Genomic DNA, 22790 nt, shown 5'->3' on the forward strand with positions numbered 1-22790 from the left:
GGGAAGCCGTAAGGCATCCATTTCCTATAGGAGTCCAATAGACGGCCTCCAGCTGTCCGGATCAACTGGAAATTCTATCGGAAAGAGCTCTTACTACTAATATACGAGGAGTGTATACAATGAAAGTGCAAAAACTATTCATCCTGCTTACTTTTTCAATCTTAGTCATTGCAGGTTGTTCACGGAAGGACACAACGACACTCAATAACTCAGGCAATAGCGGCGAATCCACTAATCCAAATGTGAATATGGAAAATCCTACTAAAGTCGATATGAGCTTGCTCGATTATTTTTTGCCAGATGGTTCAAAAGCGCATTTTAAAGGGGAAGGAAACGAATTTGCAGAATTGGACATAGATTTTGCCCAGCCATATGAACATTATGTAATTGTACATGAAAATAATGGCGGTGCTTTGACAAGGTATATTTATAAAATAGGAGAAGACGAAGTTACTACAATTAGTTACGATGTGGTCGAAAACGAACAAGACTTCCCAACATTAGACGAAATTAATAAAATGAAGCCAGCAGGCGTATATTTAAGACAGCCATTTGAAGTCGGCACTACTTTCGACAAATGGGAAATCGTCGAAACAGGGGTAACTGTTGAAACACCTTATCAAACATTCAATGACGCGTTTGTCATTGAATCCAAAGAAAAGGATGCCATTAACCGTAAATACTTCGCTAAAGGGGTCGGTGAAGTGAAACGAGAATCCATCATGAAGCTTGAAAATGGAGAAGAATATGTCGTTACGTCTACATTGGAATCAGTATCACAGCCATAACGAAGTCAAAGAGGTGCCCAATGATAGGCACCTCTTCTTAGTTGGCGAATTATTGTTTAACTACATTAGCAGCTTGTAGACCACGGTTGCCTTCAACAACTTCGAATTCTACATGTTGACCTTCGTCCAATGTTTTGAAACCTTCTCCCTGAATTGCAGAGAAGTGTACGAATACATCGTCTTCCCCTTCAACTTCGATAAAACCGAAGCCTTTTTCAGAGTTGAACCACTTAACAGTACCTTGTTTCATGTGTAAAAACCTCCAAATAATGTTCTTTCTAATACATGAATCCCCAAAAAAAATTCACATATTACAAAAAGTACCGACAACGCCGATCACTTTTTGTAATACGTGAATACGTTTCTTTCGGTTCATACGTGTTAACTTATTGTTACTATACCATATAGAAAATAAATGTCAATACGACAATATCAAATATTCGAATTATTTCTTAATATATGCGGAGATGGCTTCCCATCAACCATTAGGATAATTCCGTGGTATAGTTGAAGATTTTCATCGCATCCTTCACAAAAAAACTGTTCTTGATCAGACCAAAAAGCGAAAAAACAATCATTTTTTTGAGCAGAATGTGCGTGGCTTTTTTCCAATTCGCCTTTAATTTTATAAAAATATTCTTGCGCTTCATTAACTGTACTAAAAGAACGGCGTGATTTCACCATCGTCTCCCATTCTTCAAACATCCACCATGGCTCAAAATCCGCCTTCATATAGATTACTTCATATGTCATTTTATAAATCCTCCCATCCACTTGGCCGCGAGTGTCCTTCATTTTATCAAATCATTGGGCGCTATCCAAGAAAATCGGTTCGTTTATACGTAAGATATGTATTTGAACTGGTTTTCAGTTATAATGAAAGTAATGAAAATGAAACTTATTAGCTCATAAAACGTATAAACATTATAGATAAGTAAGGAGGCCTAAGGATTATGCAAGAGATAAAAGATTTTTTCCAAAGGCATTTTATAACAGCACCTATTAGCTTTGCATCCTGGTTTATTTTCACTTTAGGCATCGGTATGCATGTATTGCCTGCTACGGGCCTAATGATCGCAATCTATCTTGGCGGGAATTTCACCATTAAACAAATCCAAATTTCGTCCAATGTAAAGAGGCTCAGCATGTCTCGCTCCGAATACAAACATATTAAAACGCAAATTAATGATGCGAAAAATAAAATAAAACAACTCAATAGCTTATACGGACAAGTAAGATCTGTTCAAGCTTTTCGACAAGTATATGAGATGAATAATTTATCCAAAAGGATATTATCTATCGTTCGTAAAAATCCGAAGAAATTTTACCATGTTGAGAAATTCTTTTATTCTCACTTAGACTCCGCTGTCGAGTTGACATCTAAATATGCCATGCTAGTCAACCAACCGCTAAAGGATCAGGAGCTCCGAATTGCTTTACAGCATACTAGAGAAACGTTAAATGATGTCACAAAACAATTGGAGCAAGACTTGCGTGGCGCTTTGGCATCTGACATTGAACAGCTGCAGTTTGAACTCGACTATGTCGATGTAACGATGAAGAAGAATAAACCTCTGCTTGAAATGAAAGGAGAAATGCACAATGACAGAAAATCGTACGACAAATGATGAGGTTAAGACATTTGACGAATTATTGGATAATCCATTCGATATAAATGAACCTCTGCTACCAAAAGAAATGCAAACCGAACAAAAAGAGGGGCAAAATGCCGTAAAGCTAATTGATCGCCTGTCTCCTGAAGAACAAGAAAAAGCAAAGCAATTGGCTGCCCAGATCCCTGTTGGCAATTATGAAGCAATTATCACATATGGAGCCAATGCACAAAATGAATTATCACGGTTTTCCCATAAAATGCTCGATCATGTACAGAGTAAAGATATCGGACCAGTTGGAGATGTCTTAAGTGATCTAATGGGCAAACTTTCAGAAATTGACCCTGAAGATCTTTCCGATAAGAAAAAATCTGGTTTAAGCCGCCTTTTCAGCAAAGCAACCCGTTCCATTCAAGAAATGATGACGAAATACCAGAAATTAAGTACGCAAATTGATCGTATCGGTGTTCAATTAGAACATTCTAAACGTGGCTTAATGGAAGATGTTCATATGTTGGAGAATTTATATGAGCAAAATAAAACGTACTTCCAAGCGTTGAATGTTTATATCGCTGCTGCAGAAATGAAGCGCGATGAAATTGCAAATGTCATCATTCCTGAAATGCGCAAAAAAGCAGAAGAAAGCAACGATCAAATGGCATTCCAAGAAGTGAATGACATGGGACAATTTTTGGATCGTCTTGAGAAACGCCTCTATGATTTGCAATTATCAAGACAGATTACAATTCAAAGTGCTCCTCAAATACGAATGATCCAACAAACGAACCAAACATTAGCTGAAAAGATTCAATCATCGATTATGACGTCCATTCCATTATGGAAAAACCAAATTGCGATTGCGCTAACATTAAATCGTCAAAGAAAAGCTGTCGAATCACAGCGTTTAGTAACAAAAACAACGAACGATCTGTTGCTGAAAAACTCTGAAATGCTAAAGGTTAATTCTATTGAGACAGCTAAAGAAAATGAGCGTGGCATTATCGAAATTGACACGTTGAAAAAAACACAGGAAAATTTAATTCAAACAATCGAAGAAACACTTGTCATTCAAGCAGACGGCCGTGCAAAACGAAAAGCTGCAGAAGTAGAAATAGCACGCATGGAAGAAGAATTGAAACAGCGACTATTGGCAGTACATGAAAAAACAGAACGTCAAAGACCGATCTAATTAAAGAAAGCCACTTTCAATTAGAATAATTTCGATAGGAGAAAACCTATTTTAACAGTATTAAATCATACAAAAATCAGGTTAAATATCACATAATAATTAGTGCATCTAAACGCTTGGAATAATCCAAGCGTTTTTAGGTTGCCTTATATAGTTAACGCTCTCCAATTTCTTGTTTTAAATCGAATTTGAAAATATCCACCTTTTCATTTTTAGCATCTAAAGCATTGCCGATAAAAACCCAACCCCTATTTTTATAGTACTCGGCAGCATTTTCAGTTCTCAGATAAAGTTCTTTATAACCTAAGTCTTTTACAACTTTTAACGTTTCTGTTATTAGGATTTGGCCTACCCCTTTGCCACGAAATTCAGGTTTTGTATATAAAGACGCAAGCCAAGGTTTGTATAGATCTTGTGTCTTTAAATCATTTTCAAAGATTGAAACGGTACCTATACATTTTCCATCTTCTAGTGCGATTAATGTAATAGGGAATTCGTCCATTTTAGTATTTGAAAAGAATTTTTTCACCTCCAGAAAAGTCATTTTGCTACTAGTTTTTTCTACAAACTCTTTGTATATCATATTTGCAACGTCATCGATATAAGCAGTTTGATTTGATAGAAAATCAATCATCAAATATTTCCCCCTGTTCTTATTTTCTTTTATTGATGATAACATAACAATTCAAGAGAAAATAAGATTTTTAAAAAAAACAGGCCAATCCATATGAGAATTGGTCTGAAAATTGGTATGTGATTGACTATGCTTACCTTTCTATTGGTTGATGACAATTGAAAGTGTTTTGCGCAAAATGCGCAATATTTGATCGGTGAATTGTTCAACAGAGTCTGATGCCGCTGATTTATTGCCAAACATCATCGTAAACACTGCACGTTGTTCTACTGTTGTCTCTTCAGCTGATAGAAATAAATGAATAACAGTAACACCTAATTTTTCTGCTTCTACTACAGCTTCCCTCGTATCCAATACACCATTTTGGGCATAGCCAAATGCTGATGGCTCTCCATCAGAAAAAACAAGCAGAAATTTATGTTGTTCTTGACGAGTTAAAAGTCGTTTTGTCATCCATCTGATCGCAAAACCATCACGATTGTCTTCGTTTGCATCGAATGACATAATCGAAAGGCTATCATCTTTGTTTCTGTCTGCAAATGTATGCATCAACTCAAATACATTCGGTTGACTTTCCTTTGTTGCATAATTTGCATCTTCATAGTAGGAAGTAATTTCATGTTGGATTTGTAATTCGCGCAATACATCGTGAAATAGAAGAACTGCTTGTTTTGTTTCATCCAATTTATCGGCCATAGAAGCCGATCCATCTACAAGCAGGCCAAAAACAGCATCTAACTGAGTGGAAGGGATATTTTTTCGATAAAATGGTCGAGGTCGCTCATCGATCATCATCGTAGTCAATTTTGATGATAATCTACCTTTTACAAGCCCTTCTCTCTTCTCTTCCCTTTTTTGTTCAATTCTTTTTTTCATCTCATCGACAAAAGAACGGACAAACGGCTTTTGATTTTCGCGCCAAGCAATTATTTTTTTCTTGTTTTCATATTCATCTTTTATTTGAATCGCTCTTTCTTCATATACGACATTCAAATGCTCAGGTCCGAATGATTGATCGGCATGGAGTTGTGAATTATTTCCCTTTTTAGCATCTCTTTCTTCATCAGATCGTTTCTCACTTTGATCGCCTTTAGAACTGCCCTTCCCCATTTCTTCAATCTGAGCATCTTCATGTCCTTCAACTGCATTTGAGCCATCGCCTTTTCCTGATCGGCCATGCTCCAGTTCAAATTCAAGGTGTACACCCGATTCACTCTTATTTTCTCGGTGGAAGCTACGAAACACTTCTTCGATTGTCTCTTTAACTTCCCCTTCTCCACTTTCTGCATCTTTCATGCCTTCATGATAATGGAAGGGGATAATCTTCTCGTTTAACGCGTCGCCAATTGCATAATATTGATGAAGCAAATCTTCCTCAAGCTGCTCTTCCAAAAGTGCAATAATCCTTTCGGCAACTAATCGGCTGTCCTTTGTGCTCTTTGCATCATATGCAAATGATAATGCTGTATGGATATGGTCAATCGGCAAAGGAATAGTTCCAGGACCATAGCTCCATTCTTTTGGAATTGAAGTATGCATACCTTCATTCAAGGAAATGTACATCATATTCAGTAATGCATCTGCTACAAATCCTTTTTGATAATTAATAGTAAAATGATCTTTATGGAAACGTAGCATTACTTCCTTCCGGATTTGAAATGCCTCCTCCGTTCCTGCCCTTTCTTTAATAGTTGCGTCAATGAGACGGAATTCCTCGATAAGAAGCAATAATTCTTCCGCAAATTTTCGTAATGGATGCGTACGATATGAAAGCCGGTATGAAACCCATTCAGGAACGGAAAAATGTCTCCAAAAACCAGCAGTCAATAAATAAATATCCGACAATCTTCCGCCATGCATAATATGATCTGGACGATGACGCCAATAAACACTCATAGAAATGCCGCCTTCAGCTGGCCTGATTTCCATCAACTTACGCTCCGTCAACTCCAAAAATGGCGCATCTGATAGTGCTCTGCCAATTCTTTCATAAAGTAACATTTGGTTGACATCGACCATTTCGTCATTGAATTGGATGAACCGATTTACTTTTGTCATCGCGAATCCCTCACTTCACCCAAGTTTCACACAATTCCATAACGAGGCTTCGTTCTATTGGATCGTCCAACTTTTCTGCTATCGCATATTGGACTGCGCGCAATATAGGCATATGCTCAGATAAGCTTAACGCATCCAATATGCTTCGAATGGATGCCGCTTCTTCATCCAATAATCCATTCATTACTTGTTTTTGCAAGTCTGCACTAATATTTAGCATTGTTTGAACTAAACTTTGTTCCGCGTTTGGGAACAGCTTTTCCATCAGTTCTTTCAATTGCTCACCGGATAAATAAGGAATGCTATATGAAAGAAAACGATTTTTCAAAGCTTCATTCATTGGAGATGTCCCAATATAACCTTCGTTGATTGCCGCTATGACGGTAAAATCATCATGAGCATGAATGACCTCGCCAGTAAAAGGATTCGTCATCATTCTTCGGTGATCCAATACACTATGAAGAATTGGCAATGTTTCAGGCTTAGCCATATTGATTTCATCGATATATAATATATGTCCTTTTTTCATCGCTTCAATAACTGGTCCTTCTACGAATTCGATATGCGTTTCACCATTTTTGCTAATGATTGTTTTAAATCCTAAAAGCGACTCAGCATCTAAATCGACCGAGCAATTGACACTATGCATCGGTTGATTGAAAAAGTGGGAAATGCTTTGTGATAGTCTCGTTTTTCCAGAACCAGAAGGGCCTTTTAAAAGGACAGGCTTTTTCAAAACGATGCCGACTAAAATATCATCCCAAAGAGTAGAGATCGGAGAAACGTAACCTCCCTCTTGGATTAACGCTTCGTCTTTTGCATCATATATTCTTTTATTGCGTTTTATTTTTTCACTTTCAATCAATGAATTCATAAGTGCCTCCTCATTAAAAACGCCCGGCTAATATTAACCGGGCGATTATTATTCAAAATATGTTTTATAATATCCGCCGACTTTGCCGGTATTGTCGACGACAAAAATGAATTCTTCTGTTTCATTTTTTACTTCGTATTCTTTACCCGGAGTTAACACATTACTCACTACATATTTTGCTGCATCTGTATGTTTGCAAGTAACTGTGCGGATTGTCGGAGATGTTGTCCATTCTTTAAAATTTGACAAAATATACCACACCTTTTTTCTATAATGAAAAGGCCCGATACTATCGGGCTACAGCTTGTTGAGGAAACGTTCACATACCGTGTTGCCGTCCCCTTAATAAACAATTATATCACATTCGGCTTTTTAAACTTCACGCGAATTCGCAGGATACGTTGTGCACTGCCTGCCACATGTCTAACGTTTCTAAACAAAGAGAGGATATGCTTTTTTATTACTGTAAATTGCAAAATGACTGTAGACAAAGTGAAATGGAACTTTGTCTACAGTCTGAGGTCCAATTACATCAGGCCAATTAGGATCCAAGAAGAAGATCTTCAGGGTTTTCAATCAATTCTTTTACCATTTTCAAGAATCCAACAGAGTCTTTTCCGTCAATTACACGGTGATCGTACGACAGAGCGATATACATCATTGGACGGATTTCCACTTTATCGCCAACCGCAACTGGGCGTTTTTGGATAGTATGCATTCCTAAAATACCTACTTGTGTACCATTTAGGATTGGAGTAGACATTAGGGAACCAAATACTCCACCGTTTGTAATTGTAAATGATCCGCCTGCCATATCAGCCAAAGTCAATTTATTGTCGCGTGCTTTTGCAGCAAGTTCTCCAATATTCGCTTCGATTTCAGCGAAATTTTTACGATCTGCATCACGTACGATTGGAACGACTAATCCACCTTCAGTAGATACTGCAATACCGATGTCATAATAATGTTTCATGATCAATTCATCGCCGTCAATTTCAGAGTTGACGTATGGATATTTTTTAAGTGCAGCTACAACTGCTTTCGTGAAGAACGACATGAAGCCTAGGCGAACATCGTTCTTATCGAAGAATTCGTCTTTTTTGCGAGAACGCAATTCCATAACTGCAGTCATATCAATTTCATTGAATGTCGTTAACATTGCAGTCGATTGTTTAACTTCCAAAAGACGTTTAGCAATTGTTTGACGGCGGCGCGTCATTTTTTCACGTGTTTCACGGCCATCTTGCACTGGTGCAGCAATTTGTGCTGGTTGTGCAGCTGCTGGAGCTTTTGGAGCATTGCTGTGCGCTTGCACATCTTGAACCCGAACGCGGCCCATTGGATCTACAGGTGATACCGCCGAAAGATCGATGCCTTTTTCACGAGCCAATTTTCTTGCTGCCGGGCTTGCGATCGTACGGTCTGAAGATGCGAATTCTTCAGTTGCCGGAGTTTGTGCAGGTGCAGGTGCAGGTGCAGCTGCCTGTTGTTGCTCAGGTGCTTTTTCTTCTGTTTTTGGAGCTGGAGCCGCTGGTGATCCAGAACCTTCTCCTACTACAGCGATCACTTGACCGACTTCAACCGTATCACCTTCTGAAGCTAATAGTTCTTGAATAACTCCCGCTTCTTCAGAAATAACCTCAACGTTGACCTTATCCGTTTCTAATTCAACGATGAATTCTCCTTTATCAACACTTTCACCTGGTTGTTTCAACCATTTAGCAATTGTTCCTTCTGTAATCGATTCTGCAAGTTCAGGTACTCTGATCTCTGCCACAATAAATTCCTCCTCTAATCTACCGTTTCAACGGCGCAGGCATATTCAAATATTCAACAATAAACATTTTATTTTTTGAGAGCTTCTTCGATAATACGTGTTTGCTCAATTTTATGCGATTCTCCATCACCTTCGGATGGGCTTGCGCGGTGGATTCTTCCGACATAGGAAACTTTTTTGCCCTCGGCAATTTCCAATAAGTATGGATGTGCGAATGACCAAGATCCCATGTTTTTCGGCTCTTCTTGAACCCAGACAAGCTCTTTCGCTTTTGGATAACGCGAAAGGATTTCAGCAATTTTTTCGGATGGGAATGGATATAACTGTTCAACGCGTACGATGTGCAAATGATCGAATCCTTCGCCATCTTTCACTTTCTCAGCTAAATCAATCGCCATTTTACCGCTAGCAAATAGTATTTTTTTCACTTTTTCTGGTTTTTGTCCAGTTCCTGGCTGTTCCAAGACCGTTTTGAAATGTCCTTCAGCTAAATCACTTACTTCAGCTCCTACAAGCGGGTGACGAAGCAATGATTTAGGGGATACGATGACAAGTGGTCTTTCAGCTTCAGTACCTAACATTTTAGCTTGCCTGCGAAGTACGTGGAAGTAGTTCGCAGCACTTGAAATGTTTGCAACTGTCCAGTTGTTTTCCGCGCATAATTGCAAGTATCTTTCAAGGCGTGCACTTGAATGTTCCGGTCCTTGGCCTTCATATGCATGAGGAAGCAATATGACAAGACCTGATTGCTGACCCCATTTTGAATGGCTTGCAGAGATGAACTGGTCGAACATAACTTGTGCCATATTTGCAAAGTCTCCATATTGTGCTTCCCAAATGGATAATGCTTGGTCTTTCTCCAAGTTATAGCCGAATTCATAGCCAACAACAGCAAATTCAGTTAATGGGCTGTTATACGCTACGAAAGAAGCATTCGACCCGCTAATATGGTGAAGTGGCACATACTCTTCGCCATTTTTCTCATCATGGAGTACTAAGTGACGATGAGCGAAAGTACCGCGTTGCACGTCTTGCCCAGTAATGCGAATTGGTTTACCATCTTGTAAAATGGACCCGAAAGCTAATTGCTCAGCATGTGCCCAATCAATTTTCCCCTTTCCTTTGAATGGCTCTTCACGACGTTTCAGAATACGATCCAACTTGCTGAAAACAGTGAAATTCTCAGGATAAGTAAGCAATTCTTCATTCATTTTTTGCAGTCTCTCTGCTTCAACCCCTGTTTCAAGGTCTCTTGGCATGCCTGCGAGGACAACATCAGGAGTCGCATTGGACAATTTCTTCTTATCTGCCGATTGCTCTTTCACACGATCATATGCAGCTTGCATCATAGCAAATACATCCGCATCCAATTGATCAACTTCTGCATCGTTCAAAATATTTTTCTCTACAAGTTCGGAACCGTAAAGCTGACGAACTGTTGGATGTTTATGGATATTATGATACATCATTGGATTCGTAACTAACGGTTCATCCATTTCGTTATGCCCATAGCGACGATAGCCGATTAAATCTATCAAGATATCTTTGCCGAACTTCTGGCGATATTCAAAAGCGAAAGCAGCAGCAGCAATGACACTTTCCGGGCTGTCGGCATTAACATGCAGCACAGGAACTTCAAAGCCTTTTGCTGGGTCTGACGAATAATTTGTAGATCTGGAATCGTAAAACTCCGTCGTAAATCCAATTGTATTGTTTGCAATGATATGAATCGAACCACCCGTTTTGAAACCGCGAATTCGACTATAGTTGAATGTTTCAGGCACAATCCCCTGTCCAGGGAATGCAGCATCTCCATGAATCATAATCGCATAGGCTGACTTCATATCTTGCTCTGGCATACCAGCTTCTGTTGTAGTTTCCTGTGCAGCACGTGTTTGGCCAGCAACGACAGGGTTGACAACTTCAAGGTGAGAAGGGTTGTAAGCAAGGAATCGATCCATGCCAGACTTTCCTTTATATAGAGCTCCCATATGGTATTTAACATCGCCGAACCACCCGCGTGTCGTAATCAGAGAACCATCCTCAGGAACAAATGGATCAGTAGGCACGCCTGCAAATTCTGCAAACATCATTTCATATGGTTTGTTTAAAATATGGGTCAACACGTTTAAGCGGCCACGGTGCGCCATGCCGATCAACACTTTTTTCATTTTGTCTTGTTCTGAACGGCGAATTAATTCGTCCAATAGAACAACTAACGTGTCCAAGCCTTCAATTGAGAAGCGCTTCGCTCCAACAAATGTACGGTGAATGAATTTCTCAAATCCTTCAATTTTCGTCAAGCGTTCCAACAAAGCTTTTTTGTCTTCGCTAGACAATTGAACAGATACCTCTCCGTTTTCAATTTTTGATTGAATCCAATTGCGTTCTTCCTCGTCAATGATATGGGCAAATTCATATGCGATTTTTCCGGTGTACATCGATTTAAGGTAGTTTACTGCATCCAAACCAGTTTCAACTGTCGACGGTACATGTTTCAAGAACAAGGAGGCCGGCATTGATTGTAAATCGCTTTCCGTCAATCCATAGTAAGATAGTTCCAAACGTGATGTATCTTTTGGACGATCATTCAACGGATAAATATCCGATGCAAGATGTCCATATGTACGGATAGCATCAATCAACGTATAAGCTGAAAGCACTTTTCCGAAGTTTTCTGGTGAGACTGCTGCAGAGTCTGCCGTTCGTTCGCCTCCTCCATTCACTGCAGGAGCTCCGTAGTGTCTGAACATATTTGCGAGTTCAGGATCCACCGATTCGGGCGCCTCTTTGAACTGTTCGTACATTTCCATTATATACCCAAGGTTCGGACCGGAAAAAACAGCATACGGTGAACGTTGGGCACCAACATTGTTCGACATGTAAAATGACCTCCACATTTGCCTTTTGGCCTGTTGTGTTTTATATTGTTTATTCTTATTCATATTACCACGCAAATCTTATTACCGAAAGGGTTTCACCCTATAGATTTGCCATTTATGCCATCCACAAGAATACACTTGTTTTTCTCTAAGTGCAACAGTATTTCACTACTAAAATCACTGAAAAATGACTATTTCAGCTATTTTTTGCATGAAAGAATCAATTCGACCATTTTTTCAGGTGTTTTTGTGTTTGATAGATGCTGCATATTTAAAATGAATTCATCCTTATTTTGGGTAAGTTCTATTAATTTTTCTTCTAAAGAGCTGTTTTCAAGCTCTTCCTCCATCATTACCGCTGCTATCCCTAAAGATTTAAAAAGCGATGCATTCAGTATTTGGTCTCCTCTACTCTGCGACGCCGAAAGCGGTATTAGCAGCATAGGCTTATGAATCGATAGCAATTCAAAAATCGAATTGGATCCAGCTCTAGAAACCGCATAATCCGAAGCTGCTAATAAATGCGGCAAACCTTCAGTGACATATTCAAATTGGGTATATCCTGCTGTATATTCTAATGCCTCATCTATGTTACCTTTACCGCATAGATGAATGACTTCAAACCTTTTTAGCAAAGTTGGAAGTTCTTTTCTTACAGCTGCATTTAAAACAGCGGATCCCTGACTTCCCCCCATAATAATGAAAACCGGCTTCTCTCCTGTTAGGCCAGTAATTCTTAACCCTTCTTTCCTTACACCTTCAAAGATTTCTGGACGAATGACAGCTCCAGTACAAGTGGATTTCCCTTCAGGCACATATTGAAGTGTTTGTTCAAAAACAGTGAAGATGTGATTGGAAAATGGCAACGCTATTTTATTTGCAAGTCCAGGTGTTACATCGGATTCATGGATAACAACCGGTGTCCTTGATAGTTTTGCTGCCAATACGACTGGTACTGAAACGAAACCGCCTTTTGAGAAAATAATCTCAGGCTTCAGCTTTTTCAAAATGCTAAAGGCTTGCATGACACCAATTCCGACCTTAAAAGGGTCTGAAAAATTCTTCATCGAAAAATAGCGCCTTAGCTTACCACTCTGTATTGCATGATATGTTACTTCCGGGTGACCTGCGCCAATGAGTTCTTTTTCAATCCCATCATGAGAACCTATATAATGCACCTCGTAACCTTTTTCTAAGAAAACAGGGATGAGCGCTTCATTGACGGATACATGCCCCGCTGTTCCGCCCCCTGTTAAAACAACTATCGGCCGTTTCATTTGGCCATTCACCTCATCTATCTTTAATTAAACTACTACATTCGTTCTCATCACAATTGAGAACCCCTTCAGTTAAACTTTCTTTGCTATTATAGCAAAGAAATCATGATACAATGAAAATTGATTGAACATCAAGGTAAAAATGGATGTCGTCTGCAAAGAAAGTAAGAAAGGAGTATGGTTTGTGCTGGAAGAAACATTGCCACTTAAACAGAAGACATTCAACTTCACAAAAATAGTTGTTCCGATACTTATTACACAAGTTGCACTTTATCTCATGACCTTTTTCGATATTTTAATGACCGGTAGATACGATACGCATGATTTAGCTGGTGTAACAATCGGTTCTTCATTCTGGACTCCGGTCTATACAGGACTTTCAGGTATCATAATGGGGCTAACCCCTATCATCGCTCAAAATATCGGTGCGAAAATGGCAAAAGAAGTGCGGCCTTACGTCCAACAAGGATTATATGTTTCGATCGCCTTATCGGCTTCCGTATTTTTTATAATCTATTTTGTAGTCATGCCTTACATACAACACATGACGCTTGAAGCAGAAGTAAGCGTTGTAGCGGTCAATTATTTAAAAGGGATGAGCTTAGGTCTAATTCCTTTGTTTGCCTACACCGTATTCCGCTCATTCTTTGATGCTTTAGGTGCGACGAAAATTTCGATGCTCATCATTCTTTTATCCGCTCCTATCAATATTTGCTTAAACTATTTACTTATATATGGAAAGTTAGGCTTGCCCGAATTAGGTGGCGCAGGGGCTGGATATGCTTCAGGTATAACATATTGGATTGTTATGTCAATAGCAGCATTTATAGCATGGAGAAAACGGCCATTTCAATCATATGTCCTTTTTGGTAAGTGGGAACGTATTGTTTTCAAACGTTGGAAAGAAATATTACGAATTGGTATTCCAATTGGACTATCAATTTTTATCGAGACGAGCATTTTTTCAGTCGTAACAATATTAATGAGCAATTATTCAACTGAAACGATCTCTGCTCATCAAATCGCCTTAAATTTCACTTCTTTGTTGTATATGCTGCCACTTAGTATTTCGATGGGGGCAACGATCGTTGTTGGGCAATCTGTTGGCGCAAACAGACTGAGGGATGCTAAACAATACAGTTTGCTATCCGTCGGAATGGCGATCACATTTAGTTTTATATCAATCGTAGTTTTACTTTTATTTAAAGAACCAATTGCTTCACTATATACAACAGATACCGCAATTATTAAGCTATCCGCACAATTTTTCATCTTTGCAGCGTTCTTCCAACTATCTGATGCAGTTCAAGCTCCTATACAAGGCTCTTTGAGAGGATACAAAGATGTTAATATTACATTTATTATGGCCATCATTTCTTTTTGGCTAATCGGCTTGCCAGTTGGTTTTCTAACAGCCAATTATTCTTCACTAGGCCCGTATGGCTACTGGGTAGGATTAATTACCGGACTGACTGTTGGCGCAATCACGTTGAGTTTCAGATTGAGACATATACAAAGAAAACGAATATCATAGATTTTACTGAATAGTAAAGTACAGATAAAACAGCAAGTAATATGACAAAGACCGGCAGTGCATTTTAGGCAAAGCCGGTCATCTTTTTTTATTAAACAATTTCCGAGCGGACAACATCATCATGGCCTTTATCCGTTACAGAATTAGGCTCGACTAATGCATACCTCTCCCAAGCTTTGCTCTTCCAACGCAAAGCCATAAAAATAGCACGTGTCCATTCATCGGCACAAATTGCTAGCCAAACGCCAACAAGTCCCATGTCAAGCACAAATACGAAGTAATAGCCGAGTGGCAAACTCATCATAACCATTGATATTGCACCCATCAAGACGGGAAACTTCGCATCCCCTGTTGCACGCAATGAGTTTATGATGACAAGGTTGAAAGTTCGGCCAGTTTCTAACAAACAAGATAGTAGCAATACGGATGCGCCAAGCTGAATTATTGCTTCATTATCAGTAAATAATCTCATTAACGGATAGCGAAGTACCATAACGATAGCAACCATTGCAGCTGTAAATATTAATGCTTTTCGCAATGAACCCCATACTTGCCCGTATACTACATCTTTCTCTCCGCTACCGACAAGTCTACCAACGATGATCGATGTGCCCAGTCCAATGGCCAAAGCAAATAAATAGCTGAACATTGAAACATTCGTTGCATATTGTCGCGCTGCAAGTGCTTCAGTCCCAAGATAGGTGACATAGTAGAGGAATACGATTTGACAAGCTTGATATAAAATTTGTTCAAAAGCGGAAGGCAAGCCAATATACAATATTTTGCTGATATATTCCTTTGACCAAGTAATGTAATATTTTATTTCTATACGGTAGTCAAGAACTTGGTATAACAAATAGAAAAAAATAAAAACAGCAATTAATCTACTTCCGACAGAAGAGATCGCCGCTCCCTGTACACCGAGGGCAGGCAAGCCAAATTTCCCAAAAATCAATGCATAGTTGCCAATTACGTGAAGAATATTCATACCAAGGGAAACAAACATCGTTTGCTTTGTATATCCATGCACACGAATAATTGCAGCCATTGAATTGATGATTGCTTGAAGAAAAATTGCACTTCCTACGATCGTCAAATAAGCTTTTGCATGGATCAAAACATCTCCTTGCAAATTCATCATTTGCATCATATTACTTGTAAAGAAAAAGAATATGGAGCTAATTGCAATTCCGATTACAATATTTAGGGATATGGCAAGCGCAGAAATTTTTGAAGCTTCTAAATATCTTTTCGATCCGAGATATTGGGCTACTACAATCGCAGCTCCATTTCCTACTACCTCCAATACTAAGATTGCTATTTGAACATATTGGTTCGCTGCCCCTATCCCGGATGCTGCCTCGTCAGATAGCGCACTTAACATAAATGTATCTGCTAATCCCATTAACATAAATAAAAACAATTCAAGAAAAATCGGCCAAGTTAGATGAAATAGGTTCAATTTCATCTCTTGACCGCGGGCTCGTTTCATCGCCATCTATACAACGCCTTTCTTTGCTTTATAAATGAAAAACAGAAGTATCTTACCATAAATATTAGCGATTGAATACAAATAAATATCTTTATTTTTGATTATTTTTTTACATATCATTCATTGTTCTCTTTAAATTTACATTTACGTGGCATTTGATTGTAATCGTCGAATACGTACCTTGTCACACTCCGAATCTCCACAATTTACTATGAAACGCTTTTATCCTTCTCCCAAAACCAATAATATCACTTTTTGCATCTTGTCTCGTTTTAATATAATATTGCAAAATCCATTTTCATTCTGTTTTCTACATAATCCTCAATGGACTTTCTTTTCTCTCCTTATTTGATAACTCATCCGCAGGAAATTCTTCAATTTCAATGTCTATGTCAAAATACGTTGAAATAATACTTTATGCAAAAAAGACATGACGGCGTTTCGTCCGCACATCACGTCTTTTTGAATTAATTATTTTTGTATGAATTGTTGTGTCCAGTAATTCCCATTCGCATCATAACCGATTCCGATATGTGTAAATGACGGAGTAAGGATATTTTGTCTATGCCCTGGAGATTCCATCCATGCTTTCACTACTTCTTCCGCATTACGTTGACCCATTGCGATATTTTCAGCTGCTGAACGGTAAGTAATACCATTCGCTTTCATTTGGTCGAAAGGTGAACCATATGTCGGGCTCGTATGTGAAAAGTAATTATTCGATGCCATATCTTTAGATTTTTGGCGTGCAGAATTCATTAGGCTGTTGTCAATTTCCAACGGTTTCAAACCTGCTTTTGCTCTTTCTGCATTCGTCAAATCCAATACCGCCTTTTCAATTGCAGAAATAGAATTGTTTTGTGCAGGCTTTTCTGTAGAAGGCTTTTGCTCTTCAACTGGTTTTTGTTGTACTGGTTTTTGTTCTATTGGCTTTTGATCTACCGGCTTTTGGTCAGCTACAGGTTTATCGGTTGAAGGCTTTTGTTGTTCAGCCGAATTTTCTTGTTCACCTTTAGAAGGCTTGGACGGTTTCGCATTTTCAACCGGTTTTGTATTGTCCGGTTTTGCAGGTTTTTGATATTCTACTTTATCACCGAAAAATTTATCCCAGTTTTTCAAATACGTATTCATATCAAAATTAGAACCATTCACATTATAAGAATACTTTCCTTTATAGACATAGCATTGTACATTTTGCGCTTTTTGAACACCTTCACTATTGTTGGAAGATGCTTCAGCACTATGGTTGTTCGGCAGTAAGAGCGCCGAACCGAGTAAGATGACAGCCATCGATTTTTTCATCTCATTACTCCTCCCTTCGAAAACTATCATACAGCATGAGAGAAGATGAGAATCACCATCAATATCCAGCCAGACCATTTTAGAGAAAAAGACATTAACAAAGGGACAGAGTTCGTCTGTTTTTGGGTATCTATGGCATCTTCACTTATTATTTCATTTAAATAGGGGTTGACGTCCAACTAATTTTGAGTTTGAAATGAATCAAAATCGATTTGATCTATCCCTTCCCCAATGATCACCAAATTCGGTTTTACATTCACATATTCCGGAAGCCAATTGACCATCCCATATGCATATTGAAACATATACGGATAGTTGGCACCTTGAATCGGAACATAACCTTTCATTCTATAAACAGTTTCAGGCAAAGACCTTACAAACTCTTCAAATTGTTCCTTGCTTACTTTCTCTTTGAAAGTGATCAGTTTAGAGGATAAAGGCAGATGCTTACCTGATAGTATAGGATGCGATAATGAATGATCGGCATTCCTCAACGTTTTTTCGATAAAAGAAAAAGCTATTTTTGCATGTTCCGTTTGTATGATAGGTGCATTACTATTTAGATTGGACAACTCCATAGTAGTAGTGGACAACTCCCCTTCTGATAATAAATCAGCTTTATTCGCTAATAGAAGATGGGCGTGTCGGATTTGTTCCATAAAAAGAGAACGGATTTGCGGAGAAAGCGATTCCCTTTCCACCCATCGTTTTGTATCCACGACAGTGACAATTCCCATTACGTTTAAACGGTCCGCAAATAATGGAGAGTAGATCGCGTCTAAAGCTTCTACAGGATGTGCTGCACCGGTCGTTTCAATTATGATTACATCAATATCATCGTAATCCTCTAAAAGCGCTTGTAGCTGAGCCTCGGTATTTTCTGAACCTGTACAGCAAATGCAGCCATTTAGCAATTCCTTCATCGGTATATTCCCAGATTTCTCAACCGTATCTGAATCGATGGAAACTGAACCAAACTCATTCATAAGAATCGCAGGCTTTTTACCTTCCTCTTTTAATTGTTGGATTGTATTCATTAACAATGATGTTTTCCCGCTACCTAAAAATCCGCTAAATAAATAGACATCGATCATTTATAACACTCCTCTTCGTTTAAAAAAGCGCCCCCGATTTGTCGAAGGGGCGCTTTGTTTTATTTAATTTCTTTCAATAGCACTTCTTCTGCTTTCTTGAGCTGAGGATCGTCTGTTTCGATCTTGTTTCTCAATTCGTTCATGAGACTGTATGTCGTTTCTCCTAAAAGAATACCGTTCTCCGGCAAAGAAAGCTTCTTCTGAAGCGATTTAACCGCAGCTTCAGTATGCTCGTCGTATAAACCGTCAATATCTCCCGGGTCATAGCCAATCGCGCTGAGCATTTCTTCAGCAGCTTTAATAGAAGGAGATACCATGCCTGTTTTCATTTCCATTGAAGGATCAATATATGGCAACATTGCGTAACTAGGATACGGCACTTCAATATCAGGCTCGATTCCTTTTTCATGAATCCAATTTCCGTTCGGCGTTAACCATTTTGCGGTTGTCAACTTCAAATTGGAGCCATCATCCAAATCTTTAGGTGTTTGAACGGTTCCTTTGCCATATGTTTTAATGCCAATCAATGGTACATTTGCAGATTCTTTCAATGCTCCTGCTAATATTTCCGAAGCGGAAGCACTGCCGTCGTCGATAATCATTGTGACGGGTACGTTAACTTTACGTCCACCTGAAGCAACATATACTTCAGGAGTTAAGCCTTTCCCTTCGTATTGGAATAAATTCTTTCCTTCTTCTACGAAAAGATCAGAAATATCGATTGCCGTGTCAAGTCTGCCTCCAGGATTTTGGCGAACATCGACAATCAACCCTTTCATCCCTTGTTGCTCCATTTCATCGAGAGCTGTTAAAAGCTCTTCATACGTATGCTCGGAAAAGCTTGTAATATGAATATGGGCAAGGCCGTTATCCAACATTTTTGCATAAACGGTTTCGATCGGAATAACATCTCGTTTTATTTCTACATCAAATGGCTCTGAGTGGTCGCCTCGTTTAATCGTTAACGTGACAGTCGAACCTTTTTCACCTCGAATGAGCAAGACAGCTTCCGACGATGACATGCCCTGGATGCTTTGTCCGTCCACTGCTGTAATCACATCATTCGGCAACAGGCCACTCTTTTCGGCTGGAGAATTTTTAATTGGAGAAACAATGCTAATATAGCCGTTCATTTCTCTAATCTCTGCCCCGATCCCTTCAAAGCTTGATGAAATGCTTTCATTAAGCTGTCGAGTTTCCTCTTCATTTAAGTAGTCAGAAAATGGATCTCCTAATGCCTCTATCATGCCATTGATCGCACCATCAATGATTGCTGTTTCATCAATCTCGTCGTAATAGGTTTTTTTCAGTTGGTCATATGCTTCATACAGCTTTTTAAATTCTTTACGATCAACCGAATTAGGGTTTTGCGGATTAACTACCTCAACCATTTTATCTTCACCTGTCGTCAAAGCAAAAAAAGTTACTGCTGCTGTGGCAAGGACCAGACCGAAAATTAGCATGACAAAAGAAAATGGTTTAATTTTTATGAATCGACTGGCCGGTGGTTGTTGAGGCTGATGATTCTGCTCTTCTTCATTCCGGACATCGTTCTTCTCTTTTTCGTCCATCCCATTCCCCACTTTCTTTAGTGTTTTATCGAAAAAAAGGGCCGCTAATCGTGCAGTGAGCGGCCCTCCCTTGCAAAATTATTGAATTGCTGCGTCCAATGCGACTTCAATCATGTCATTGAAAGTCGTTTGGCGCTCTTCAGCTGTTGTCACTTCACCTGTCAAAATATGGTCACTTACTGTTAATACTGACAATGCCTGTCTACCATATTTTGCAGCTAACGTGTAAAGAGCAGCAGTTTCCATTTCAACCGCTAATACGCCATAATTAGCTAACTTCTCATGCTCCGCATGTTCGTTGTAGAAAAAGTCCTCTGTAAAAACGTTTCCAACTTTTAAATGAAGTCCCTTTTCTTGTCCAGCTTTATACGCTTTCAATAATAAATCGAAGTTTGCTGTCGGCGCATAATCAACGCCATTGAAAAACGTTCGATTGATTGGTGAATTTGTAGTTGCACTTTGCGCAATGATGACGTCACGAACGTGGACATCCTTTTGGATTGCACCGCAAGTTCCTACACGAATCAATTTTTGCACATCATATTCTTGCATTAATTCCGTTATGTAGATCGATATGGAAGGAACACCCATGCCTGTCCCTTGCACAGAAATGCGCTTACCTTTATACGTACCCGTATATCCAAACATATTGCGCACTTCGTTATATTGAGTTACGTCCTCCAAAAAAGTTTCCGCGATATATTTTGCCCGCAAAGGGTCTCCCGGTAATAAAATCGTGTCCGCAATATCGCCTTTTTTTGCATTGATATGTATGCTCAATCGTTACGCCTCACTTTCAAAATTTCTTTCTTAATCATACAGTTAAATTTCATATTATGCAATGAAGATGGCATGAATCATGCATCTACCGACCGATGGAACAGCAGTTGGCATCGTGGCAATCTGCATGATTGACATCTATCTTATTCATACCGTTCCTTGTATTCTTCGTAAAGTTCATCGAAAACGACAGAAGGCATTTCTACATCAGCTTTCTCCTCTATATATCTCGATAATACATCAAATGATTTTACATCTTTCGGAAAGCCGTGGTCTTTAAACATCGCTTCAGCAAAAACAGCTTTCGCATCGTCCTTTTTACCTCCGCGAAACGAAAGTACAAATTGATAAAATGAACGATCCATTCATTCTCCTCCACTCATTTAAAAAGTTGAATATATTCCCCGTATCCTTCTTTTTCAAGTTCACTTACCGGAACGAATCGAAGGGCTGCTGAATTAATGCAATAGCGAAGTCCTGCAGGTCCTGGTCCATCTGGAAAGACATGTCCAAGATGAGAATCCGCCGTCTTGCTTCTCACTTCAGTACGTCTCATTCCATGGCTGTCATCGAAGTGTTCCGTCACTTCTGCTTGTTCGATTGGTTTCGTGAAGCTTGGCCAACCACAACCTGCATCGTATTTATCTTTTGAACTGAATAAAGGCTTACCTGACACAATGTCAACATATATCCCCTCTTCAAAATGCGCGTCAAACTCATTTTGAAATGGCGGCTCAGTTCCGTTTTCCTGTGTCACATAATATTGCATAGGTGTCAATTTTTGTTTTAATTCTTCTTTCATTTCGGTTCACTCCAATTTTCAGATTTGAAACGTTCCCTACCAGAGCCTACAGCATAGCGATTATAATGAGCCGGGTTTTTCTTATAATAATCTTGATGATCTTCCTCGGCACGGTAAAAGGCTTTGGCAGGCAAAATTTCCGTTTGGATTGGTTTGTCAAACTTCCGGGACGCCTCCAATTCATGCTTCGATTGCTCTGCTATCTCACGTTGCTCCTCCGAATGAACATAAATAGCAGTACGGTAAGATTCTCCACGGTCAAAAAACTGCCCGCCAGCATCAGTTGGATCAATTTGTCGCCAAAAAATATCCAATAATGTTTTGTACGAAATAACTTCATCGTCAAATGTAATTTGCACTGCTTCCCGATGGCCTGTCGTATTCGTGCAAACTAACTCATAAGAAGGATTCGGCACATCACCGCCTGTATATCCCGAAACGACAGAAATCACACCTTCATATCGATCAAAAGGTTTGACCATGCACCAAAAACACCCACCTGCAAAAGTGGCAAGCTGTTCAGCCATTATACCGCCTCCTATTCTGTCGGAATGACAATTTCCAATTCAATATCATCTTCAGCAAGATTAAACGATTTCGCCCGCACGACAAGATCGCCGGATACAGGCAAATCGGTCAAGCTGAGGAAAATCTCCTCTTCTTTCGGTCTAATAACCATCCATTCAGGCAATTTGAAGGAATCACGCAATATTTTTAATACAGCAGAGGGTTGCATATTATAGGCTCCGATTTCTAGTGAAGATAAATTTAATATAAGATTGCCGTCTTCCCTAACTTCAGGGTCAAAATGCATGACAACCGGCAACGTAATATTAAAAACGGTCAATTCGGACTGTAAGATGACGTCATCCTTCACTGACATCGTTACGGGCAAAGGCTCTCCTTTCATCGCTTTCCGTATAAAGTGATTGGCAATTCCTTCAAAGTCTTCCTTCGTCGCTTTGACAGTCAAAACATGGTCTGTCGCACGGAATGTATGAAGCTCCGGAAGTGGTTCTGATGTTCCCGGAGTTTCTAAAAAAATGATGAAGGCGACTACACCTGCGACGATTAAACCCGCGAGTGTGAAAAATGCCCATTTCCAAAAATTCATGACAGTCAC

General features: G+C 39.2%; 22 protein-coding genes. 4 read left to right on the forward strand and 18 right to left on the reverse strand.

Annotated elements, in window-relative coordinates; genetic code table 11:
• Positions 1–119: 119 nt before the first annotated feature.
• Positions 120–788, forward strand: coding sequence for a hypothetical protein (locus WFH04_RS14560; RefSeq protein ID WP_336824783.1), 669 nt, complete (start codon positions 120–122; stop codon positions 786–788).
• Between the two features lie 49 nt (positions 789–837).
• Here the strand turns inward: WFH04_RS14560 and WFH04_RS14565 are convergent, their stop codons facing one another.
• Together WFH04_RS14565 and WFH04_RS14570 are read right to left on the reverse strand one after the other, a co-directional pair.
• Positions 838–1038: a cold-shock protein gene (locus WFH04_RS14565; protein ID WP_336824784.1), complete on the reverse strand. Its 201-nt coding sequence runs from the start codon at positions 1036–1038 to the stop codon at positions 838–840.
• A gap of 182 nt (positions 1039–1220) precedes the next feature.
• Positions 1221–1541 (reverse strand): DUF1033 family protein, encoded by a 321-nt coding sequence (locus WFH04_RS14570; RefSeq protein WP_336824785.1) that lies wholly within the window; start codon positions 1539–1541, stop codon positions 1221–1223.
• A 200-nt stretch (positions 1542–1741) separates the two neighbouring features.
• Here WFH04_RS14570 and WFH04_RS14575 point away from each other — a divergent pair, with 200 nt between their 5' ends.
• Both WFH04_RS14575 and WFH04_RS14580 read left to right on the forward strand, forming a co-directional pair.
• Positions 1742–2416 (forward strand): 5-bromo-4-chloroindolyl phosphate hydrolysis family protein, encoded by a 675-nt coding sequence (locus tag WFH04_RS14575; protein WP_336824786.1) that lies wholly within the window; start codon positions 1742–1744, stop codon positions 2414–2416.
• Positions 2391–3590, forward strand: coding sequence for a toxic anion resistance protein (locus WFH04_RS14580; protein ID WP_336824787.1), 1200 nt, complete (start codon positions 2391–2393; stop codon positions 3588–3590). Before WFH04_RS14575 ends, WFH04_RS14580 begins: the two co-directional genes overlap by 26 nt.
• A 154-nt stretch (positions 3591–3744) precedes the next feature.
• On the opposite strand, the gene WFH04_RS14585 is transcribed toward WFH04_RS14580, so the two are convergent.
• The 7 genes from WFH04_RS14585 to WFH04_RS14615 all read right to left on the reverse strand — a co-directional run bounded on the left by WFH04_RS14585 (position 3745) and on the right by WFH04_RS14615 (position 13092).
• Complete coding sequence (locus WFH04_RS14585; protein WP_336824788.1) at positions 3745–4224, reverse strand: GNAT family N-acetyltransferase; 480 nt, start codon at positions 4222–4224, stop codon at positions 3745–3747.
• 141 nt (positions 4225–4365) lie between these two features.
• The gene (locus WFH04_RS14590; protein WP_336824789.1) at positions 4366–6282 is read right to left on the reverse strand and encodes a vWA domain-containing protein; all 1917 of its coding nucleotides are present in this window, start codon (positions 6280–6282) and stop codon (positions 4366–4368) included.
• Between the two features lie 10 nt (positions 6283–6292).
• The gene (locus WFH04_RS14595) at positions 6293–7156 is read right to left on the reverse strand and encodes an ATP-binding protein (protein WP_336824790.1); all 864 of its coding nucleotides are present in this window, start codon (positions 7154–7156) and stop codon (positions 6293–6295) included.
• A gap of 48 nt (positions 7157–7204) precedes the next feature.
• Positions 7205–7408: a DUF6501 family protein gene (locus tag WFH04_RS14600; RefSeq protein WP_381481210.1), complete on the reverse strand. Its 204-nt coding sequence runs from the start codon at positions 7406–7408 to the stop codon at positions 7205–7207.
• 289 nt (positions 7409–7697) lie between these two features.
• The gene (odhB, locus tag WFH04_RS14605; RefSeq protein WP_336824792.1) at positions 7698–8933 is read right to left on the reverse strand and encodes a 2-oxoglutarate dehydrogenase complex dihydrolipoyllysine-residue succinyltransferase; all 1236 of its coding nucleotides are present in this window, start codon (positions 8931–8933) and stop codon (positions 7698–7700) included.
• 68 nt (positions 8934–9001) lie between these two features.
• Positions 9002–11815, reverse strand: coding sequence for a 2-oxoglutarate dehydrogenase E1 component (locus tag WFH04_RS14610; RefSeq protein WP_336824793.1), 2814 nt, complete (start codon positions 11813–11815; stop codon positions 9002–9004).
• A 200-nt stretch (positions 11816–12015) separates the two neighbouring features.
• Positions 12016–13092, reverse strand: a complete 1077-nt coding sequence (locus tag WFH04_RS14615; RefSeq protein WP_336824794.1) for an undecaprenyldiphospho-muramoylpentapeptide beta-N-acetylglucosaminyltransferase — start codon at positions 13090–13092, stop codon at positions 12016–12018.
• 187 nt (positions 13093–13279) lie between these two features.
• On the opposite strand from WFH04_RS14615, the gene WFH04_RS14620 reads away from it, so the two are divergent.
• The gene (locus WFH04_RS14620) at positions 13280–14626 is read left to right on the forward strand and encodes an MATE family efflux transporter (protein ID WP_336824815.1); all 1347 of its coding nucleotides are present in this window, start codon (positions 13280–13282) and stop codon (positions 14624–14626) included.
• Between the two features lie 91 nt (positions 14627–14717).
• Here the strand turns inward: WFH04_RS14620 and WFH04_RS14625 are convergent, their stop codons facing one another.
• The 9 genes from WFH04_RS14625 to WFH04_RS14665 all read right to left on the reverse strand — a co-directional run bounded on the left by WFH04_RS14625 (position 14718) and on the right by WFH04_RS14665 (position 22781).
• Positions 14718–16124 (reverse strand): MATE family efflux transporter, encoded by a 1407-nt coding sequence (locus WFH04_RS14625; protein WP_336824795.1) that lies wholly within the window; start codon positions 16122–16124, stop codon positions 14718–14720.
• A 465-nt stretch (positions 16125–16589) separates the two neighbouring features.
• Positions 16590–17420, reverse strand: coding sequence for a CAP domain-containing protein (locus WFH04_RS14630; RefSeq protein WP_336824796.1), 831 nt, complete (start codon positions 17418–17420; stop codon positions 16590–16592).
• A 179-nt stretch (positions 17421–17599) separates the two neighbouring features.
• Positions 17600–18514 (reverse strand): CobW family GTP-binding protein, encoded by a 915-nt coding sequence (locus WFH04_RS14635; RefSeq protein WP_336824797.1) that lies wholly within the window; start codon positions 18512–18514, stop codon positions 17600–17602.
• A gap of 59 nt (positions 18515–18573) precedes the next feature.
• On the reverse strand, positions 18574–20085 hold the full coding sequence (locus tag WFH04_RS14640) for a lmo1851 family serine protease (RefSeq protein ID WP_336824798.1): 1512 nt from the start codon (positions 20083–20085) through the stop codon (positions 18574–18576).
• 78 nt (positions 20086–20163) lie between these two features.
• On the reverse strand, positions 20164–20865 hold the full coding sequence (gene deoD, locus WFH04_RS14645) for a purine-nucleoside phosphorylase (RefSeq protein ID WP_336824799.1): 702 nt from the start codon (positions 20863–20865) through the stop codon (positions 20164–20166).
• A 143-nt stretch (positions 20866–21008) separates the two neighbouring features.
• Complete coding sequence (locus tag WFH04_RS14650) at positions 21009–21230, reverse strand: YozE family protein (RefSeq protein ID WP_336824800.1); 222 nt, start codon at positions 21228–21230, stop codon at positions 21009–21011.
• 14 nt (positions 21231–21244) lie between these two features.
• Complete coding sequence (msrB, locus tag WFH04_RS14655; protein WP_336824801.1) at positions 21245–21667, reverse strand: peptide-methionine (R)-S-oxide reductase MsrB; 423 nt, start codon at positions 21665–21667, stop codon at positions 21245–21247.
• Positions 21664–22194: a peptide-methionine (S)-S-oxide reductase MsrA gene (msrA, locus tag WFH04_RS14660; RefSeq protein ID WP_336824802.1), complete on the reverse strand. Its 531-nt coding sequence runs from the start codon at positions 22192–22194 to the stop codon at positions 21664–21666. The genes msrB and msrA overlap by 4 nt, the downstream gene beginning before the upstream one ends.
• An 11-nt stretch (positions 22195–22205) precedes the next feature.
• Entirely contained in the window at positions 22206–22781 is a 576-nt protein-coding gene (locus WFH04_RS14665; RefSeq protein WP_336824803.1) for a YpmS family protein, read from the reverse strand.
• Positions 22782–22790: the final 9 nt, after the last annotated feature.

Source organism: Sporosarcina sp. USHLN248 (genome assembly GCF_037144575.1).
In the GTDB taxonomy this organism is placed as follows: Bacteria; Bacillota; Bacilli; order Bacillales_A; family Planococcaceae; genus Sporosarcina; species Sporosarcina contaminans.

Excerpts from the sequence above, each read along its gene's own strand:
- WFH04_RS14560 (WP_336824783.1), top strand. The coding sequence starts at position 120 with ATGAAAGTGCAAAAACTATTCATCCTGCTTACTTTTTCAATCTTAGTC.
- WFH04_RS14565 (WP_336824784.1), bottom strand. The coding sequence starts at position 1,038 with ATGAAACAAGGTACTGTTAAGTGGTTCAACTCTGAAAAAGGCTTCGGT.
- WFH04_RS14570 (WP_336824785.1), bottom strand. The coding sequence starts at position 1,541 with ATGACATATGAAGTAATCTATATGAAGGCGGATTTTGAGCCATGGTGG.
- WFH04_RS14575 (WP_336824786.1), top strand. The coding sequence starts at position 1,742 with ATGCAAGAGATAAAAGATTTTTTCCAAAGGCATTTTATAACAGCACCT.
- WFH04_RS14580 (WP_336824787.1), top strand. The coding sequence starts at position 2,391 with ATGACAGAAAATCGTACGACAAATGATGAGGTTAAGACATTTGACGAA.
- WFH04_RS14585 (WP_336824788.1), bottom strand. The coding sequence starts at position 4,224 with ATGATTGATTTTCTATCAAATCAAACTGCTTATATCGATGACGTTGCA.
- WFH04_RS14590 (WP_336824789.1), bottom strand. The coding sequence starts at position 6,282 with ATGACAAAAGTAAATCGGTTCATCCAATTCAATGACGAAATGGTCGAT.
- WFH04_RS14595 (WP_336824790.1), bottom strand. The coding sequence starts at position 7,156 with ATGAATTCATTGATTGAAAGTGAAAAAATAAAACGCAATAAAAGAATA.
- WFH04_RS14610 (WP_336824793.1), bottom strand. The coding sequence starts at position 11,815 with ATGTCGAACAATGTTGGTGCCCAACGTTCACCGTATGCTGTTTTTTCC.
- WFH04_RS14615 (WP_336824794.1), bottom strand. The coding sequence starts at position 13,092 with ATGAAACGGCCGATAGTTGTTTTAACAGGGGGCGGAACAGCGGGGCAT.
- WFH04_RS14625 (WP_336824795.1), bottom strand. The coding sequence starts at position 16,124 with ATGGCGATGAAACGAGCCCGCGGTCAAGAGATGAAATTGAACCTATTT.
- WFH04_RS14630 (WP_336824796.1), bottom strand. The coding sequence starts at position 17,420 with ATGAAAAAATCGATGGCTGTCATCTTACTCGGTTCGGCGCTCTTACTG.
- WFH04_RS14635 (WP_336824797.1), bottom strand. The coding sequence starts at position 18,514 with ATGATCGATGTCTATTTATTTAGCGGATTTTTAGGTAGCGGGAAAACA.
- WFH04_RS14640 (WP_336824798.1), bottom strand. The coding sequence starts at position 20,085 with ATGGACGAAAAAGAGAAGAACGATGTCCGGAATGAAGAAGAGCAGAAT.
- WFH04_RS14650 (WP_336824800.1), bottom strand. The coding sequence starts at position 21,230 with ATGGATCGTTCATTTTATCAATTTGTACTTTCGTTTCGCGGAGGTAAA.
- msrB (WP_336824801.1), bottom strand. The coding sequence starts at position 21,667 with ATGAAAGAAGAATTAAAACAAAAATTGACACCTATGCAATATTATGTG.
- msrA (WP_336824802.1), bottom strand. The coding sequence starts at position 22,194 with ATGGCTGAACAGCTTGCCACTTTTGCAGGTGGGTGTTTTTGGTGCATG.
- WFH04_RS14665 (WP_336824803.1), bottom strand. The coding sequence starts at position 22,781 with ATGAATTTTTGGAAATGGGCATTTTTCACACTCGCGGGTTTAATCGTC.